Origin of the sequence: Pseudomonas sp. Irchel 3F6, from assembly GCF_900187595.1 — a bacterium.
GTDB classification, from domain to species: domain Bacteria; phylum Pseudomonadota; class Gammaproteobacteria; order Pseudomonadales; family Pseudomonadaceae; genus Aquipseudomonas; species Aquipseudomonas siliginis.
Genome location: NZ_FYDP01000007.1, coordinates 235,634 through 252,700, shown reverse-complemented (window position 1 = coordinate 252,700; position 17,067 = coordinate 235,634). Strand labels below are relative to the sequence as shown.

Below are 17,067 nucleotides of genomic sequence, written 5' to 3'. Positions count from 1 at the left end.
CTGTGGGAGCGGGCTTGCCCGCGATGGGGTCTCTGCGGACAATACAATACTACCGGGAATTACTCCGGCAGCTCATACGCATAAATCTTCTCCGCCTCCATTTGATACCCGGCATCGGCCAGCTCACTGCTCGAGGCTTTCACCTGCAACGGTCCCTCAACCCAATACGGCTGATACAGCTCATCGAGCTTCACGCCCAGTTCGCTTTTCACGTGTACGATCTGGTTCGACGGCGGTGGCGGGACGTGGATGCAGGCGCCGAAATACGGCACCAGCAAGAAGTCCGTGGTGCGCCCCTCTTCGCTGACTTCCAGCGGCACGATGTAACCCGGCAGGCGAATGTTCTGCCCGTCGAGGCTTTTCACTACCGGAGCGTTGGGCATGTCCTGCTTGGCCGCCGGCGCGGACTCAGCGGAGAGTGCGTCGCCCATCTTCGACAGGTCATGCAGCGGGGTCATGTTCGGCACTTCCGGCGCGGCGTCCGGCGGGATCATTTCCGACCAGGTCAGGTCTTTCGGCGCCGCCCACACGGGCAGGGCGACCAGCATCAGCAGCGCAAGCAGGGCGCGGGGCATGGTGAACATCCTCATAAACGGATCGACAGGCCATCGGCCAATGATTGGCGATACGCGCGCCAGGCCGGCACGCTGCCCATCAGCAGCGCGGCCGCCAGAATGCCACCGAGCAGCGTCCATTCATACTCGCTCGGCCATGCCAGCGGCAGGTATAAACCGTAATTGGCCTGCACGTACCCTTGCGCAGTGGCGATGCCGACGTACAGCAACGCCAGCCCGGCAATCACCCCGGTCAGCGCCAAGGCGAAGGCTTCCAGCACCAGCAGGCTTGCGATGTGCCACGGCCGCGCGCCCACCGAACGCAGAATCGCCATCTCGCGGCGACGTTCGTTGAGGCTGGTGAGAATCGCCGTGAGCATGCCGATCAGCCCGGTCAGCACAACGAACAGCGAGACCACGAACAAGGCTTTCTCGGCCGTACTCATCAGGCTCCACAATTCCTGCAAGGCCACGCCCGGCAGGATCGCCAGCATCGGTTCGCCACGGTATTCGTTGATCTCGCGCTGCAAGGCGAAGGTGGAAATCTTGCTGTTGAGGCCGAGCATGAACGCGGTGATCGCTTGTGGCGTCAGGTCCATATTGCGCGCCTGATCAGCGCTGATCCTGCCGTTGCCGCGCGCCGGCACGCCGTTGTGCCAGTCGATGTGGATCGCCTCCATGCCGCCGAGGCTGATGTGCAGCGTGCGGTCCACCGGGGTGCCGGTGCGCTGGAGGATGCCGACCACGGTGAAGGGTTTGTCGTCGTGCTTGACCAGGCTGATCGCCGCCACGCCGTGGGCCAGTACCAGTTTGTCGCCGAGCTTGTAGTGCAGCGCTTCGGCGACTTCGGCACCGAGCACCACTTCGAAAGGATCGGTGGCAAACGCGCGACCGTCGGCCAGCGCCAGGTGTTGCTGGCGCCCGTACTGGTAGTGCTGGAAATAGGCTTCGGTGGTGCCCATCACGCGATAGCCGCGATGGGAATCGCCTAGGGACATGGGGATTGCCCACTTCACTTTCGGGTTGTTGGCGAAGTGTTCAAAGCTGTCCCAACGGATGTTGTTGGTAGCGTTGCCGATGCGGAACACCGAATACAGCAGCAGGTTTACCGACCCCGAACGAGCGCCGACGATGAGGTCAGTGCCGCTGATGGTGCTGGCGAAACTGGCCTTGGCTTCGGTGCGCACGCGCTCGACGGCGAGCAGCAGGCACACGGACAGGGCGATGGCGAAAGCGGTGAGCAATGCGGTGAAACGGCGGTTGGCCAGGCTGGCCATGGCCAGACGAAACAGATACATCTCAGACCTCGGCGGACGTAGCGGCGCGATTGAGATCGGCCAGGGACAGATGACGGTCGAACAGCGGCGCCAGGCTCTGGTCGTGGCTGACGAACAACAGACTCGATCCGGCCTCGCGGCACTCGGCAAACAGCAGGCGAATGAAGTTTTCGCGGGCGTCGTAATCCAGCGCCGAGGTCGGTTCGTCGGCGATCACCAGCTCCGGTTGGCCGATCAATGCGCGTGCGGCGGCGACCCGTTGTTGCTGGCCGATGGACAGCGAGTCGGCGCGGCGGCTGAGGATGCTTTCGTCTTTCAGACCCAGGTGGGCGAGCAACGTGGCGGCGGCTTGATCGACGCTGCCGTGGCGCTGTTTCGCCCGTTGCGCACGCAGTTTCGAGAAGTGACACGGCAACTCAACGTTCTCGCGCACCGAGAGAAACGGCAGCAGATTGAATTGCTGGAAAATGTAGCCAGTGTGATCGACACGAAACGTATCGCGCTTGCCGGCAGAAAGCTCGGTCAGCTCCTGGCCGAGCAGGCGAATGCTGCCCCGATTGGGCTTCTGCACCCCGCCAAGCAGGCCGAGCAGCGTGGTCTTGCCGCTGCCGCTGGGGCCTTTGAGAAACAGGGTTTCGCCGGCTTCCAGACGAAACGCCGGGATCTCCAGCAGCGGCGGGTGACCGGGCCAGTTGAAGCCAAGGTCGGAAAGTTCGATGAGTGCTTGGGTCATGGCACCGATTTTCATGAAGTGAACACAACCCTGTGGGAGCGAGCCTGCTCGCGAAAGCGCTGGGTCAGACACCCACCTGTCAACTGACACGCCGCCTTCGCGAGCAGGCTCGCTCCCACAGGGGATTTCGGTGGATCCTAGAATTTCAGCGCAGCCGATTTCGCCGTCACTTCGGTACCTTGCTGGCCGGTCGCGCTGATTAGTTGTACCTGAATCTTCTGCGTTGCCGGGAAGGTTTTGAAGATGTTGGCCAGATTCAGCGTGTTCAGCGCGCCCGGTGTGGCGCAGCTGAATTGGTAATGCGCGTGGATTTCGCTGTGGTCGTGGTGATGCTCGTGACCGTCCTTGTCCGCTTCATCTTCGTCGTGATCGTCGGCGTCCGGCTTGTCGCCGAACAGCGGGCTTTCCAGTTCCTGGCTGACCACTTTGCACCCTGCAGCTGCCGGCAGGCTGAACAGGGCCAATGGTTTTTCCAGCTGCGCCCGAGCGGCGGCCACTTTGGCCTTGTCGGCATCCGACGTCGCGGCGTGTTCAAAACCCACCAGATTCATCGCCGGGCTTTCCAGCTCCAGCTCCAGGGTCTGACCATCGAGCGCGGCATTCAGGCGACCCACACCATGCTCATGGGCGCCGAGGCTGCCGTGCTCATGATCGTGATCGTGCTCATCCACCGCATGAGCAGCGGCCAGCGGCAACAGGGCAAACGGCAAAGCGAGCAACAGACGACGCATGACGGACTCCGAGAAAAATGAAAAGTTTGTTATGTAATCTTATAACGAAAGTGCGCAGAGTGTGCCCGTGCGCTTGAGATTGCGCAAGACATGGCTAAGCACCGCCCGGGATGAGGTCGCGGGCGGTGCTGGGATTGAATGTCATGCTTGCAGAATCAGAAGCCTGCGCCGGGATAGTCGAACCAATAGTGTCCCGAAAGGACATCGTTGATCAGATTTGCGTCGAGCACGCTCGGGGCATCGCGACTGAAACGCTGTCGCCAAGCCGGAAGCCACCAGTAGTTGATGGCTGTTCCGCGCGGAAATACCACCAGAGTCAGCACCTCCTTATCCATTTTGCCCTGCGTGTAGAGTTGATGACTGCGATCCATCAGGGCCATGTACTGGTCGATTGGCAGTCTGAACATAAGTGCCATGGTGAAGATTTTTTCACTCTGACTGAACGCCGGACTCTGCAGTACCCGCAATGCTTCGCAAGTGTGTGAATTCGGTTGACTCGCTATGCTCTGGCCTTCGGGGGTTGAAAGTATGTCGAAACGATCATCCATGTCTCGCCAGTCGGTCCGGCTATTGCGCTCAAAGTAATCACGAATAACAAGGGTCAGTGGACCTGCAGTTTCCCCGTCAGCGGGACAAGCCGAAAGATCGGCAGGCAACCAGATGCGCCATGCCACGATGAGCAAAAACGGAATTATGAGGAGGAGCGAATAAGGGCGTTTCATTGTGGCGTGCTGTGTTTGTAGCGTCGGAAAATAGTGAAGTCATGGTCGCTGGGATTTGCATTGCCGGTCGCATGGCGAAAACCTGCGTCGTTAACTTCAACTTTTTCCCACCCTGCAGAAATGCATACGCCCTTCGTTAGAACGAAGCCGACATGGCCGCTGGCGTCGGAATAATTCATTGCGTAAGCGCCGACGTCCCCGGGCAACGGCGTGCGCTCGACTTTCCAGCTGTTGAGCAATCGTTGTCCATTCGCCCATTCACCCGCGAGCGGAGGACTAACCTTGGAGAAATATGGCAGGTATTTCGATTTGCCATGTTCAATCAACGCCACGTTGACCCCAATTGCGGTCAGCACGTCGTAGACGAACAGATTGCATTTATTTGTGTTTGGTGGAAATTCCACGCTCTGGCTGAGAGTAGGGTGTGGCAGCGACTTTTTGCTTTTATTCCCTGCCCACTGTGTTGATCCCCGGTGTGACAGCGCCTCCATCAGTATCCTGCGCGGCATGTCCTGAATGACGACTTTCACCGTTCGGGTTTCATTTGTACGTTTCACACCATATTCGACTTCGTAGAATGCGTCGTTCGAGACAGCGCCGCTGGTCGTTAGCGGGACTTTTACCCACGGTGATATCGCTACGATCGAAAGAGACTTCCCTGGATTCAACGTAGCAGTGTGCATACCTTTTTTTGTACCGGAGTTCCCCACAATCTGAACCGTCACTTCGTGGGTGTCTCGGGTTTTGATCGACGGTAGTTCCTTGCCCGCGAGCGTTATAGCGATCTGGCCGTTTTTGGATATCAATGAATAAATGCGAGGCCTGTCATCGTTTTGAACGATGTTGTCATCTACGACCTGACCGTCGATAAGCAGCTGAAATTTTACGCCTGGCGGTGGCTGCATCAGAAAGTCTTTAAAGATGAGTTTGATTTCCGATTTCATGACAAATCCTGTGTCAGGGGCTCTTCATAGGCATAGAAAGTCCATTCGGAATCTTCCCCTACCAACAGGGTGTCGTAATCCGAAGCGTTTTTTACCGGGTGTTCGCAGCCTTCGCCTGTGAGGTTGCAAGTGCTGTCTTGTAAAACGGCAACCTTCGCCTTGTCCTTGAGTTTGTAAGCCAAACCTGGCTTTTCCGTGTCATTAAGGCGTTCGATGATGACCTGCAAGTAGCGATAAGAGGTCAGGGCAGCAATCGGTGGCCCCATGTCAATTGGAGCGGGCCGGCCAATTCCTGCGAAACCACTGTGTTGCTGAGTGAGCAGCTTATTGGTCATGGGCGGACAACCGCAGGCGACGTAGTCACCCTCTAGCGCAGCTGGTCCGGCAGGTAAAATCAGCGTTCTTTCACCCACTGCTACGATGGGGCCTTTGCCAGGCCCACAGACCGGACAACTGGCGAGTTGTCCAATGGAAGCGATTATTCTTCCTTCGATATTGAGGTTCTCATTTCCTTCAAGTATCACGCCACCTGTAGAGGTCGGGCCTCCTTAAGAGGCCAGTTTTCGTCCTGAAGACATTGGGAATCCTTCCCGCAAAAAGAGATTAATTTAGCCGATTAACCGGGAATTACCAGATGTGTTTGGCGCCCTTTACTTGGCGTTGCACAAGTCCCATGGGAGCATGCAGGTCAGAAAAGTGCAGGAGCGAACTTGATGTTGCGGATACGCGGAACGGTCGGCGAGTTGCCGGTGGATTTGACGGTGGAGCTGGATGACAGCGATTGGGCCAGGCTGGGTTCGGCGCTGAGCGGGCAGGCGCCGATTGCGCAGTCTGAGGCGGTTGCGCCCGCTCCGGCGGCGAAGCCGGTGAATCAGGACGATGCGCTGTGGCAGGTGGCCAAAGACTTGCTGCGTAAGGCCGGGCAACTCAGTGGACCGGATCTGCTCGATCAACTGGAAGCGCTCACCGGCAGTGCGGCAGCGGGCAAGCGTTTGCTCGTGCGCTTGCGCCACAGTTCCGATGTGAAAGTGGCGAGCGGCGGGGATACGCCGCTCTATAGCTGGATCGGGTAAGGCCTTAATACAGCGCCGCAAACACTTTGCGACGGTAAGCCGTCACCAACGGATGATCATTGCCCAGCAGTTCGAACACCTGCAGCAAGGTCTTGTGCGGCAAGCCTTCGCCGTAGCTGCGGTTGCGGATGAACAGTTTGAGCAAGGCGTCCAGCGCCGCTTCGTATTGCTGGCGCGCCAGTTGCTGGATCGCCAGTTGGTACACCGCTTCATCATCCTGCGGATTTTGCGCCAGGCGGCTCTTCAGGTCGGCGGCGTCCGGCAGATCGCGGGCGAGGCCGAGGAACTGGATCTGCGCTTTGGCGCCGGCCAGTGCGGCTTTGTGCTCATCGCTCTTGACCGCGTCGAGCACGGTTTGCGCTTCGCCCAGTTCGCCGCGTTCGGTCAGGCAGCGTGCGTAAAGGATCAGCGCTTTGGCGTTGGTATTGTCTTCATTGAGAATGGTCACCAGCACCGCTTCCGCCTCGGCGAAGTGACCTTCGTCGAACATCGCCTGGGCCTGTTCGAACGGGTCGGCAGCGGCCGGTGGCGGCATCTGCACATGCGGTTCCAGCAGCGCGCGCACGGCGGATTCCGGTTGTGCGCCGGCAAAGCCATCGACCGGCTGACCGTCCTTGAACAGCACCACAGTCGGCAGGCTGCGAATGCCGAAGCGGGCGACGATGTCCTGCTCAATGTCGCAGTTGACCTTGGCCAGCAGCAACTCGCCCTGATAGCTCTCGGCAATGCCTTGCAACATCGGCATCAACGCCTTGCACGGCGCACACCATTCGGCCCAGAAATCCACCAGCACCGGTTTGTTGAAGGAGGCTTCGATCACCGACTGGTCGAAATCGGCAGTCGTGGCGTCGAAGATGTACGGCGTTTGCTCACTCATGGGGGATCTCGTCAAAGCGTGGATGGGGCAACTATAAGGCTTGGTGGGGGGTGGCCGGAAGCGGGGCGGGTCGAGAGGTGTGTTGCATGGGCGGACGCCTTCGCGAGCAGGCTCGCTCCCACAGGGGATTTATGAACGACACAGATCCAGTGTGGGAGCGAGCCTGCTCGCGAAGCTTTTAGTCGCGCCGCGCATGGTAGAGGCTGACATGTCTGAATTCCTCAGGCTCGGCCAGATCCGGCAAGGTCATCGCCTCGAGAATTTCAATTCGCTCATACAACGGATGCCGAAAATCCCGCACCCGTGAATCCGCCACCAGCGCCTCGCGTCCGCGACTGAGAAACGCGTCGAGCAGCGGCAAGTTCGCCCGGTCGTACAACACGTCGGCGACCAGGATCAGATCGAAGCGATCGGCCTCGGCAAAGAAATCCGTCGAGTAGCTCATCTGCACAGCATTGAGCTCGGCATTTGCCCGGCAAGCGGCGATCGCCAACGGATCGAGATCGCAGGCCACCACTTCCAGCGCCCCGGCCTTCACCGCCGCGATCCCGGCAATCCCGGAACCAGCGCCGAAATCCAGCACGCGCTTGCCGCGCACCCACTCTGGAAACTGTGCCAGATAACGCGCCACGGCCAAGCCGCTGGCCCAGCAAAAGCTCCAATAGGGCGGTTCATGCAGGATGCGCTGGGTTTCTTCCTGGCTGAATTCGCGGGCCATGTTGTCACCGTCGATCAGCCACAGCTGCAAATCAGTGCCCGGCAACGCACAGGCTTTCAGTCTGGCGTCGCCGAGCAATTCCCCCAAGGCCTGTTGCAGGTCGAGCGGTGCTGTCATGGCGCTTTGACGAATTGCAGCTGGCCCAACGCCTGAGTGGTCGGTTGAGTGATGGTCTGCGATGGCAGGTGCAGAATCAGTTGTCCGGACTGGCTCGCGCGACCGCGCAGCTCAACCCGTGCGCCGGCCGGAAACGCCTCGGGGTTGAAGCGCAGGTGAAACGGCAGGATCTGGTTGTTGCCGATCAGGCTGGAACTGGCGAGCAATTGTTGCGGGCGGTCCTTTTCATCAATCACCAGCAGCGCCAATTCGACTTCGGCGCCGGCCGGCACCCCTTGCAGGCTGCCGCTCAATTCGCGCTGATGCGCCGGCAGCGGGCCGAGTTCGGCAGCCTCTTTGGCTTTTTTCTGCGCCTGCTGCGGCGCGGGGCCTGGGGTCGGCGGTTGCGGCTTGGGTGCGTCGCTGCCACAGGCCACCAGCAGGCTGAAAAGACTGAGCAGAACGAGCGGACGTAACGGCATTGGAGGCTCCGGCAGAATGAATTCCATGGATCAGACGATCATGCCGTTCTGTATACCGCAAAGCCTATGGCTTGTCTTGCCACGGGGATGCGCTACCATGGCCCTCCCATTTTTTGTTGCCAGCCACCATGCACTGTCCCTTCTGCGGTGCCAACGACACCAAGGTCATCGACTCGCGTCTGGTCGCCGAGGGCGAACAGGTGCGCCGCCGGCGTGAATGCCTGGCCTGCGGCGAACGTTTCACGACGTTCGAGACGGCCGAACTGGTGTTGCCGCGCCTGATCAAAACCGACGGCAGCCGCCAACCGTTCGACGAAGAAAAACTCCGCGCCGGCATGCAGCGCGCGCTGGAGAAACGTCCGGTCAGCGTCGAGCGCCTCGAATCCTCTCTGGTCCACATCAAGCACAAGCTGCGCGCCACCGGCGAACGCGAGGTCAAGTCCCTCGTGGTCGGCGAACTGGTCATGGCCGAGCTGCAAAAGCTCGATGAAGTCGCCTACATCCGTTTCGCTTCGGTGTACAAACGCTTCCAGGACCTCAATGAATTCCGCGAAGAGATCGACCGCCTCGCCCGCGAACCGGTGAAAGAATGACCACCGCCGCCGAGCAGGCGATCCTCGACGCCCATTTCATGGCCCGCGCGCTGGAACTGGCGCGCAAGGGCCACTACACCACTCATCCCAATCCACGAGTCGGTTGCGTGCTGGTGCGTGACGGGCAGATTGTCGGCGAAGGCTGGCATGAGCGCGCCGGCGAACCCCATGCCGAAGTCCACGCCCTGCGCGCCGCCGGCGAGCAGGCCCGGGGCGCGACGGCGTATGTGACCCTCGAACCTTGCAGCCACCATGGCCGCACACCGCCGTGTGCCGATGCCTTGGTGACTGCTGGCGTTGCCCGGGTCGTGGCGGCGATGCGTGATCCCAATCCACAAGTCGCCGGGCGCGGTTTGCAGCGCCTGGCCGAGGCCGGTATCGCCACGGAAAGTGGGGTGCTGGAAGCTGAGGCGCGCAAGCTCAATCAAGGTTTTCTGAAACGCATGGAACATGGCTTGCCGTTCGTGCGGGTCAAGTTGGCCATGAGCCTCGACGGGCGCACGGCGATGGAAAGCGGCGAGAGCCAATGGATCACCGGCCCGGCGGCGCGTTCGGCGGTGCAGCGTTTGCGCGCTGAGGCGGCGGTGGTGCTGACCGGCGCCGATACGGTGCTGGCCGACGGCGCTCGGTTGACCGTGCGCGCGGACGAACTCGGTCTCGACAGCGAGCAAACCGCGCTGGCCATGAGTCGCCCACCATTGCGCGTATTGATCGATGGCCGCCTGCGAGTGCCGCTGGATGCGCCGTTCTTCAAGGCCGGGCCGGCACTGGTCGCCACCTGTGTCGCGGTCGAGGAGCAATACGCCAATGGCCCGGAATGCCTGATAGTGCCGGGTGCCGACGGCCAGGTCGATCTGCATCAATTGCTTATCGAACTGGCCAATCGAGGCACCAACGAGGTGCTGGTCGAGGCCGGGCCGCGTCTGGCCGGTGCCTTTGCGCAATTGGGGTTGGTCGACGAATTCGTGATCTTCATTGCCGGCAAATTCCTCGGCTCCACGGCGCGTCCGCTGCTCGACTGGCCGCTGGCGCAGATGAAAGACGCGCCAGAGCTGAAAATCACTGAAATCCGCGCGGTGGGCGATGACTGGCGAGTCACTGCGATCCCTGCCCCTTCAGCCCGCGTATAATTCCCGGCCATTGCGTTAGCGCTGGCCTCGTTCTCAAGGAGAACCCCATGTTCACCGGCATCATCGAATCCATCGGCAGTATCCGCGCACTGACCCCAAAGGGCGGTGATGTGCGGGTGCACGTCGCAACCGGCAAGCTCGATCTGAGCGACGTCAAACTCGGCGACAGCATCGCGGTCAACGGCGTTTGCCTGACCGCCGTCGAGTTGCCGGGCGACGGCTTTGCCGCCGACGTCAGCCGCGAAACCCTCGATTGCACCGCCATGAATGACCTGAAAGGCGGCAGCCCGGTCAATCTGGAAAAAGCCCTGACCCCGACCACTCGCCTCGGCGGGCATCTGGTCAGCGGACACGTCGACGGCGTCGGTGAAGTGGTATCGCGCAGCGACAATGCCCGTGCCGTGGAATTTCGCATCCGTGCGCCGAAAGAACTGGCCAAGTACATCGCCCATAAAGGCTCGATCACCGTCGACGGCACCAGCCTGACCGTGAACGAAGTCGATGGCGCCGAATTCATGCTGACGATCATTCCGCACACCCTCAGCGAAACCATCATGGCTTCATACAAGCCGGGCCGCCGGGTGAATCTGGAAGTCGACCTGCTGGCGCGTTATCTGGAGCGTCTGCTGCTGGGTGACAAGGCTGCAGAAAAGACTGCCGGCAGCACCATCACCGAAAGCTTTCTGGCCCAAAACGGCTACCTCAAATAATTCAAAAGAAGGGGGTGCCTTGTGGCGCTCAATAGCATCGAAGAACTGGTTGAAGACATCCGCCAAGGCAAGATGGTCATCCTCATGGATGACGAAGACCGCGAGAACGAAGGCGACCTGATCATGGCCGCCGAATGCTGCCAGGCCGAACACATCAACTTCATGGCCAAGCACGCCCGTGGCCTGATCTGCATGCCGATGAGCCGTGAGCGCTGCGAACTGTTGAAGCTGCCGCTGATGGCGCCACGCAACGGTTCCGGTTTCGGCACCAAGTTCACCGTTTCGATCGAAGCCGCCGAAGGCGTGACCACCGGCATCTCCGCCGCCGATCGCGCGCGCACCGTGCAAGCGGCAGCCGCCAAAGACGCCAAGGCTGAAGACATCGTCAGCCCGGGTCACATTTTCCCGCTGATGGCCCAGGCCGGCGGCACCCTCGCTCGCGCCGGCCACACCGAAGCCGCTTGCGACCTGGCGCGCATGGCCGGTTTCGAGCCGAGCGGAGTGATCTGCGAAGTGATGAACGACGACGGCACCATGTCCCGTCGCGCTGAACTCGAAGCATTCGCCGCCGAACACAACATCAAGATCGGCACCATCGCCGACCTGATTCACTACCGGATGATCCACGAACGTACCGTTCAGCGGATTGCCGAGCAGCCGCTGGACAGCGAACTGGGCCAATTCAACCTGGTGACCTATCGTGATTCGGTGGAAGGCGACGTGCACATGGCCCTGACGCTGGGCACTGTCTGCGCTGAGGAGCCGACGCTGGTTCGCGTGCACAACATGGACCCGCTGCGCGACCTGCTGATGGTCAAGCAACCGGGCCGCTGGAGCCTGCGCGCCGCCATGGCTGCGGTCGCCGAGGCCGGCAGCGGTGTGGTGCTGCTGCTCGGTCACCCGCTTGATGGTGACGTGCTGCTGGCGCATATCCGTGAAACCGGCGAGCAGGCAGCGCCGAAAAAACCGACCACCTACAGCATTGTCGGGGCCGGTTCGCAGATCCTGCGTGACCTCGGCGTGCGCAAGATGCGCTTGATGTCGGCACCAATGAAATTCAATGCGATATCCGGTTTTGATCTGGAAGTTGTAGAATACGTGCCCTCCGAATAATGACCGGCTGTTTCCGGACTCCGATTCGCGGCAAATAATCACTGAGGGACGCGTAGCAGACGCGTCCCGGCTCTTTAAGAGAACTGACGAATGACCCTGAAGACCATCGAAGGTACCTTCATCGCCCCCAAAGGCCGCTACGCTCTGGTAGTGGGCCGCTTCAACAGCTTCGTGGTTGAAAGCCTGGTCAGCGGTGCCGTTGATGCCCTGGTTCGCCACGGCGTGAGCGAAAGCGACATCACCATCATCCGCGCACCGGGCGCCTTCGAAATCCCGCTGGTTGCGCAGAAAGTCGCCCAGAAAGGCGAGTTCGCAGCGATCATCGCTCTTGGCGCGGTCATTCGTGGCGGTACTCCGCACTTCGAATACGTGGCTGGCGAGTGCACCAAAGGCCTGGCCCAGGTTTCCATGGAATTCGGCGTACCGGTTGCGTTCGGTGTGCTGACCGTTGATTCCATCGAACAAGCCATCGAACGTTCCGGCACCAAGGCCGGTAACAAAGGTGCCGAAGCTGCCCTGTCCGCTCTGGAAATGGTCAGCCTGCTGGCACAGTTGGAGGCCAAGTGATTAGCGACGAAAGCGATCGTTTCAACCCGCGCGATCCGAAACCTGCGGATGCCGGCAAGCCGTCGAAGAGCGCCAAGCGTCGCGAAGCCCGTCAGCTCGCGACCCAGGCGCTGTACCAGTGGCACATGGCCCGGCAATCGCTGAACGAGATCGAAGCGCAGTTTCGCGTTGATAACGATTTCACCGATGTTGACGGTGCCTACTTCCGTGAAATCCTTCACGGGGTTCCGCAGTTCAAGACCGAAATCGACACCGCCCTGACGCCGTGCCTGGATCTGGCGATCGAAGAGCTGGACCCGGTTGAACTGGCGGTTCTGCGCCTGTCGACCTGGGAACTGCTCAAGCGCGTCGACGTGCCGTACCGCGTTGTGATCAACGAAGGTATCGAACTGGCCAAGGTGTTCGGTTCGACCGACGGCCACAAGTTCGTCAACGGTGTGCTCGACAAGCTGGCCCCGCGCCTGCGTGAAGCTGAAGTGAAGGCGTTCAAGCGCTGATCGGCGCTTGAATACTTTTTCTCGGCCATGGGCGAGTTTGAGCTGATCCGCAATTTCTTCGCCGCCGCGCCTTGTGCGCAGGGCGGCGAAGGCGTTGCTCTGGGGATCGGCGACGACTGCGCCTTGCTGGCGGTTCCCGCTGGGGAACAGCTGGCGGTTTCCACCGATACGCTGGTGGCCGGTGTGCATTTCGCCGACCCCTGCGATCCGTTTCTGCTCGGTCAGCGCTCGCTGGCCGTCGCGGTCAGTGACCTGGCCGCCATGGGCGCCGCGCCCGTTGCCTTTACCCTTGCCCTGACCTTACCGACGGTAACTGCCGATTGGCTGCAAGCCTATGCCCGGGGTTTGAACCGCATGGCGCAAAGCTGCGGCGTTGCCCTGGTCGGCGGCGATACCACGCGCGGGCCGTTGAGCCTGACGGTCACCGTGTTCGGCCGCGTACCCGCTGGCCAGGCCTTGACCCGCAGCGGTGCGCAGGCCGGTGATCTGCTCTGCGTCGGCGGCGAACTGGGCAATGCGGCCGGCGCCTTGCCGCTGGTATTGGCTCAACGTGATGCCGAAGCGCATATCGCCCAGCCGCTGCTCGATCATTACTGGTCGCCACAACCGCAACTGGCGCTCGGTCAGGCCCTGCGCGGCAAGGCCACGGCGGCACTGGACATCTCCGACGGCCTGCTCGCCGATTGCGGGCATATCGCGCTGGCGTCGAAGGTGCGACTTGAGATTGAACGCGAGCGTGTACCGTTGTCGGATGCTTTAGTCGCGTTTCTCGGCCAGCGCGGTGCCGAGCGCGCGGCATTGAGCGGTGGTGATGATTACGTACTGGCCTTCACCTTGCCGTCCGCCGAGTTGCCGGCACTGCTGGCCGACGGCTGGCCGATCCATGTGATCGGGCAAGTGCTGCCGGGCCAGGGCGTGCTGCTGCTGGACCGCGACCGACGCGACATCACTCCGCAGATTCGCGGCTACCAACATTTTCAGGAGACACCGTGACAGATCACCCGAAACAGGTTCCTGCCGAATTCGTGCCTCCTTCGGTCTGGCGCAATCCGTGGCATTTCCTCGCGTTCGGCTTCGGCTCCGGCACCTTGCCAAAAGCCCCGGGCACGTGGGGTTCGCTGGTGGCGCTGCCGTTCATTCCGCTGTGGCAGATGCTGCCCGACTGGGGCTACTGGCTGATGCTCGGCATCACCATGCTGTTCGGCTTCTGGCTGTGCGGCAAAGTCGCTGACGATTTGCGCGTTCACGACCACGAAGGCATCGTCTGGGACGAAATGGTCGGCATGTGGATCACCCTGTGGCTGGTGCCGGAAGGCTGGTACTGGTTGCTCGCGGGTTTTCTGGTGTTCCGCTTCTTCGATATTCTCAAGCCGTGGCCGATCCGCTGGATCGACAAGCATGTGCATGGCGGCGTCGGCATCATGCTCGACGACGTGCTGGCCGGTGTGTTCGCCTGGCTGGCGATGCAAGGGCTGGTATGGGTATTCGCCTGATTCGACTCACGTGAGGAACCACGCAATGCTGCGACGCGGGTTGGCGCTGCTGCTTCTGGCTCTGCTGGGCACGTTCGCCCATGCGCAGGCCGCCGCGCCTGTGCCTGGGGTGATCCATCTGGCCAGCGAAGACTGGGAGGATTACACCGCCGCCGACGGCCATGGTCTGGCCTGGGACGTGTTGCGCAAAGTGTTCGAGCCGGCCGGGGTCAAGCTGGATATCCGCACGGTGCCGTACACCCGGTCGATCGGGCTGGTGCAGTTGAAGGAAGTCGACGCGCTGGTCGGCTCCTACCGCGACGAAGCCGAGCATGTGCTGTACCCGCAATCGAAGTTCGATTCTGATCACATCTACGCGCTGGGCCTGTCCAGCAGCCCGCCGCCGACCCAGGCGACCCTGGGCAAATATCGTCTGGCCTGGGTGCGCGGCTACCGCTACGAGAACTACTTGCCGAACATCCAGCGCTTCAACCAGATCGAACGACGTACCGGCATTCTGCTGATGCTCAAGCAGGGCCGGGCGGATTACTACATCGATGCGCTGACCGAGATTGAAGCGGTCGTGCGCGATGCCGCGGATCCAGCGCAGTATCGCTATTCGCATCTGGCTGAGTTGCCGCTGTTTCTCGGTTTCGCCGATACCCCACAGGCTCGCGCGTTGATGGCGCTGTATGACCGGCGCATGGCGGAGCTGGTCAAGAGCGGAGAGTTGAAGCCGGTCTTCGAGAAGTGGCAGCAGCCGTATCCGTTTGATCCAAAATGATCACAATGTCCTGTGGGAGCGCATGGCAGCTGTCATCAAACTTTTTGATGGTTATGCCCGATAATTCAGCCTAAGCGTCTACAGGAACCTGCTGTTACAATGCCCGCCTGCGAATTTTCAGTCTTCTAGATCAGGAGCACATCGGTGCCTGTCGTCTTCGTCGCCGCTTCCAAGCTGCCAACGCCTTTTGCGCAATTCACCATGCACGGCTTTCTCGATGAGAGCACCGGGCGTGAGCACGTCGTGCTGAGCCTCGGTGAAATTGCCGATGGCGCCCCGGTACTCGGTCGCCTGCATTCCGAATGCCTGACCGGCGATGCCTTGTTCAGCCAGCGTTGCGACTGCGGCTCGCAACTGGAAGCCGCGTTGCAGGCGATCGCCCGCGAAGGCCGGGGCGTGCTGCTGTATCTGCGTCAGGAAGGGCGTGGCATCGGTCTGCTGAACAAGATTCGCGCCTACGAATTGCAGGACGGCGGCGCCGACACCGTGGAAGCCAACGAGCGTCTGGGCTTTGCCGCCGATCAGCGCGACTACGCCATGTGCCTGCCGATGCTCGAACACTTGGGCGTGAAATCCCTGCGCTTGATGACCAACAACCCGCGCAAGGTCAAAGCGCTGACCGACATGGGCATCGTCGTCGCCGAACGCGTGCCGCTGCACACCGGCCACAATCCGCACAACAAACTCTACCTGGCGACCAAGGCCAGCAAGCTCGACCACATGATGGGCAACGAGCATCAGGGCGAGGCCGACCGCGCGTGACCCGCGGCCAGGTGCGGCGGCGGTTGGCGGTGGCCTGGTGGCAATACCTGGCGCTGGCGCTGTTGCCGCTGTTCGTGCTCAACGCGCTGTTCGGTGAAGGCCAGGGCCTGTTGCCAGTGCTGGCGATGCCCTTGTTCATCGCCGGCGTCGCCTCGATGTTTGTCAGCCTGAAGTATTTCGCCCGCTACAAACACGCCCTGATCGCCACGCAAAAAGCCCTCGATACCGCCGAAGAACCCGCCGCCTGGATTGCCCTTGCGGCGCGTCGGCGTACGGCGTTGCTGGTAGCGTCCCTGCCGGCCTGGATTGGCGCACTGGCGGTATTCGTCGGCCTCGAAGCCGTGCCGTTGATGTTGCTGGCGCTGTCCACCGCCGTGCTGTTCTATCTCTATCGTATTCCGCGTCAACTCGGCTGATGCATCGCCTGTGGCTGGCGGTTCTGCTGCTCGCCCTGAGCAGCCCGGCGCTGGCCGCACTGCGTGTGGTCAGCCTCGCCCCCTCGCTGTCTGAAATCGTCGTTGAACTGGATTCCGCTGACCTGCTGGTCGGCGTACTGGATGCGGGCGAGCGGCCGGCGGTGATAGCGGATGTTCCATCAGTGGGCCGCTACGGCCAGCTCGACATGGAGCGCTTGCTCAGCCTGAAACCGGATTTGCTGCTGCTCTGGCCCGGCAGCGTCGGCGCCGGGCAGCGTGATCAGCTCAAGCGCCTGAACATTCCGACCTTCGTCGCCGAGCCGCATACGTTGACGCAACTTGCGGCGCAGATCGAAGCCATTGCCGAACAGCTCGAACGTCCTGAACGCGGGGCGCAACGAGCGGCCGAATTGCGTAAACAACTGGATGACCTTCGTCAGCGTTATCGTCGTGATGTGCCGCTGCGGGTTTTTTATCAGATCTGGGACAAGCCGCTGTATACCGTTGGCGGCGGGCAGATCATCAGCGATGCGCTTGAGGTGTGCGGCGCGCGCAATGTCTTCGCCGAGCTGAATCTGCCGGCACCGCAGGTAAGTATTGAAGCAGTGTTGCAGCGTGATCCCGAAGTGATTGTCGCCGGTGATCAGGCGCAACTTGGCGCGTGGAAGGCCTGGCCGCAGGTGGCAGCAGTCAGGCAGGGGAGACTGCTATTGGTCACTGACAAAGGTCTGGAAAGGCCCAGTGGTCAGATGATCAGTGCGACCGCCAAACTCTGCCAATTGATCGCGCCGGATCGGTAGACCGCATCGCCTGTAT

Annotated in this window: 23 protein-coding genes and 1 pseudogene; 13 read left to right on the top strand and 11 right to left on the bottom strand. The window is 61.2% G+C overall.

What is annotated here, in order from left to right; all coding sequences use genetic code 11:
• Positions 1-59 precede the first annotated feature (59 nt).
• From CKW30_RS22250 to CKW30_RS22215, 8 genes and pseudogenes are all read right to left on the bottom strand, one after another.
• Positions 60-575: a DUF3299 domain-containing protein gene (locus CKW30_RS22250; protein WP_095181974.1), complete on the bottom strand. Its 516-nt coding sequence runs from the start codon at positions 573-575 to the stop codon at positions 60-62.
• Between the two features lie 11 nt (positions 576-586).
• The gene (locus CKW30_RS22245; RefSeq protein WP_095181935.1) at positions 587-1,852 is read right to left on the bottom strand and encodes an ABC transporter permease; all 1,266 of its coding nucleotides are present in this window, start codon (positions 1,850-1,852) and stop codon (positions 587-589) included.
• 1 nt (position 1,853) lies between these two features.
• A complete protein-coding gene (locus CKW30_RS22240) occupies positions 1,854-2,564 on the bottom strand; it encodes an ABC transporter ATP-binding protein (RefSeq protein WP_095181934.1) in 711 nt (236 codons plus the stop codon).
• A 137-nt stretch (positions 2,565-2,701) separates the two neighbouring features.
• A complete protein-coding gene (locus CKW30_RS22235) occupies positions 2,702-3,295 on the bottom strand; it encodes a DUF2796 domain-containing protein (protein WP_041477685.1) in 594 nt (197 codons plus the stop codon).
• Between the two features lie 155 nt (positions 3,296-3,450).
• Positions 3,451-4,017 (bottom strand): hypothetical protein, encoded by a 567-nt coding sequence (locus tag CKW30_RS22230; RefSeq protein WP_024014498.1) that lies wholly within the window; start codon positions 4,015-4,017, stop codon positions 3,451-3,453.
• On the bottom strand, positions 4,014-4,961 hold the full coding sequence (locus tag CKW30_RS22225; RefSeq protein WP_095181933.1) for a CHAP domain-containing protein: 948 nt from the start codon (positions 4,959-4,961) through the stop codon (positions 4,014-4,016). Before CKW30_RS22225 ends, CKW30_RS22230 begins: the two co-directional genes overlap by 4 nt.
• Positions 4,958-5,296 carry a hypothetical protein gene (locus tag CKW30_RS22220; protein ID WP_224787298.1) on the bottom strand — a complete coding sequence of 113 codons (339 nt, stop codon included), beginning with the start codon at positions 5,294-5,296 and terminating at the stop codon, positions 4,958-4,960. Before CKW30_RS22220 ends, CKW30_RS22225 begins: the two co-directional genes overlap by 4 nt.
• A gap of 15 nt (positions 5,297-5,311) precedes the next feature.
• Positions 5,312-5,497: pseudogene (locus CKW30_RS22215) on the bottom strand (PAAR domain-containing protein); the annotation flags it as partial.
• Positions 5,498-5,674: 177 nt separating this feature from the next.
• Between CKW30_RS22215 and CKW30_RS22210 the strand changes: the two are divergent.
• Positions 5,675-6,034, top strand: coding sequence for a hypothetical protein (locus CKW30_RS22210; RefSeq protein ID WP_095181932.1), 360 nt, complete (start codon positions 5,675-5,677; stop codon positions 6,032-6,034).
• Between the two features lie 4 nt (positions 6,035-6,038).
• Here CKW30_RS22210 and trxA read toward each other — a convergent pair whose 3' ends face one another.
• The 3 genes from trxA to CKW30_RS22195 form a co-directional block, all read right to left on the bottom strand.
• Complete coding sequence (gene trxA, locus CKW30_RS22205; protein WP_095181931.1) at positions 6,039-6,911, bottom strand: thioredoxin; 873 nt, start codon at positions 6,909-6,911, stop codon at positions 6,039-6,041.
• Positions 6,912-7,089: 178 nt separating this feature from the next.
• Positions 7,090-7,746 carry a methyltransferase gene (locus CKW30_RS22200; protein WP_095181930.1) on the bottom strand — a complete coding sequence of 219 codons (657 nt, stop codon included), beginning with the start codon at positions 7,744-7,746 and terminating at the stop codon, positions 7,090-7,092.
• Complete coding sequence (locus tag CKW30_RS22195; protein WP_024014493.1) at positions 7,743-8,207, bottom strand: YbaY family lipoprotein; 465 nt, start codon at positions 8,205-8,207, stop codon at positions 7,743-7,745. The genes CKW30_RS22200 and CKW30_RS22195 overlap by 4 nt, the downstream gene beginning before the upstream one ends.
• Before the next feature lie 128 nt (positions 8,208-8,335).
• Here CKW30_RS22195 and nrdR point away from each other — a divergent pair, with 128 nt between their 5' ends.
• From nrdR to CKW30_RS22135, 12 genes are all read left to right on the top strand, one after another.
• Positions 8,336-8,800 carry a transcriptional regulator NrdR gene (gene nrdR, locus CKW30_RS22190; protein ID WP_007910946.1) on the top strand — a complete coding sequence of 155 codons (465 nt, stop codon included), beginning with the start codon at positions 8,336-8,338 and terminating at the stop codon, positions 8,798-8,800.
• Positions 8,797-9,930 carry a bifunctional diaminohydroxyphosphoribosylaminopyrimidine deaminase/5-amino-6-(5-phosphoribosylamino)uracil reductase RibD gene (ribD, locus tag CKW30_RS22185; protein ID WP_095181929.1) on the top strand — a complete coding sequence of 378 codons (1,134 nt, stop codon included), beginning with the start codon at positions 8,797-8,799 and terminating at the stop codon, positions 9,928-9,930. The genes nrdR and ribD overlap by 4 nt, the downstream gene beginning before the upstream one ends.
• Positions 9,931-9,977: 47 nt before the next feature.
• Positions 9,978-10,640: a riboflavin synthase gene (locus CKW30_RS22180; protein ID WP_095181928.1), complete on the top strand. Its 663-nt coding sequence runs from the start codon at positions 9,978-9,980 to the stop codon at positions 10,638-10,640.
• A 21-nt stretch (positions 10,641-10,661) separates the two neighbouring features.
• Positions 10,662-11,753 carry a bifunctional 3,4-dihydroxy-2-butanone-4-phosphate synthase/GTP cyclohydrolase II gene (ribBA, locus tag CKW30_RS22175; protein ID WP_039761895.1) on the top strand — a complete coding sequence of 364 codons (1,092 nt, stop codon included), beginning with the start codon at positions 10,662-10,664 and terminating at the stop codon, positions 11,751-11,753.
• A 90-nt stretch (positions 11,754-11,843) separates the two neighbouring features.
• The gene (gene ribE, locus CKW30_RS22170; protein ID WP_003228649.1) at positions 11,844-12,320 is read left to right on the top strand and encodes a 6,7-dimethyl-8-ribityllumazine synthase; all 477 of its coding nucleotides are present in this window, start codon (positions 11,844-11,846) and stop codon (positions 12,318-12,320) included.
• Complete coding sequence (nusB, locus tag CKW30_RS22165) at positions 12,317-12,817, top strand: transcription antitermination factor NusB (RefSeq protein ID WP_024014489.1); 501 nt, start codon at positions 12,317-12,319, stop codon at positions 12,815-12,817. Before ribE ends, nusB begins: the two co-directional genes overlap by 4 nt.
• A gap of 27 nt (positions 12,818-12,844) precedes the next feature.
• On the top strand, positions 12,845-13,810 hold the full coding sequence (gene thiL / locus CKW30_RS22160) for a thiamine-phosphate kinase (protein ID WP_095181927.1): 966 nt from the start codon (positions 12,845-12,847) through the stop codon (positions 13,808-13,810).
• Complete coding sequence (locus tag CKW30_RS22155) at positions 13,807-14,310, top strand: phosphatidylglycerophosphatase A (RefSeq protein WP_039761886.1); 504 nt, start codon at positions 13,807-13,809, stop codon at positions 14,308-14,310. The genes thiL and CKW30_RS22155 overlap by 4 nt, the downstream gene beginning before the upstream one ends.
• A gap of 25 nt (positions 14,311-14,335) precedes the next feature.
• Positions 14,336-15,073, top strand: a complete 738-nt coding sequence (locus CKW30_RS22150) for an ABC transporter substrate-binding protein (protein ID WP_071173721.1) — start codon at positions 14,336-14,338, stop codon at positions 15,071-15,073.
• Between the two features lie 144 nt (positions 15,074-15,217).
• Positions 15,218-15,835 carry a GTP cyclohydrolase II gene (gene ribA, locus CKW30_RS22145; protein ID WP_041477692.1) on the top strand — a complete coding sequence of 206 codons (618 nt, stop codon included), beginning with the start codon at positions 15,218-15,220 and terminating at the stop codon, positions 15,833-15,835.
• Complete coding sequence (locus CKW30_RS22140; RefSeq protein WP_041477693.1) at positions 15,832-16,251, top strand: hypothetical protein; 420 nt, start codon at positions 15,832-15,834, stop codon at positions 16,249-16,251. The genes ribA and CKW30_RS22140 overlap by 4 nt, the downstream gene beginning before the upstream one ends.
• Positions 16,251-17,051, top strand: coding sequence for a cobalamin-binding protein (locus tag CKW30_RS22135; RefSeq protein WP_095181926.1), 801 nt, complete (start codon positions 16,251-16,253; stop codon positions 17,049-17,051). The genes CKW30_RS22140 and CKW30_RS22135 overlap by 1 nt, the downstream gene beginning before the upstream one ends.
• Positions 17,052-17,067: the final 16 nt, after the last annotated feature.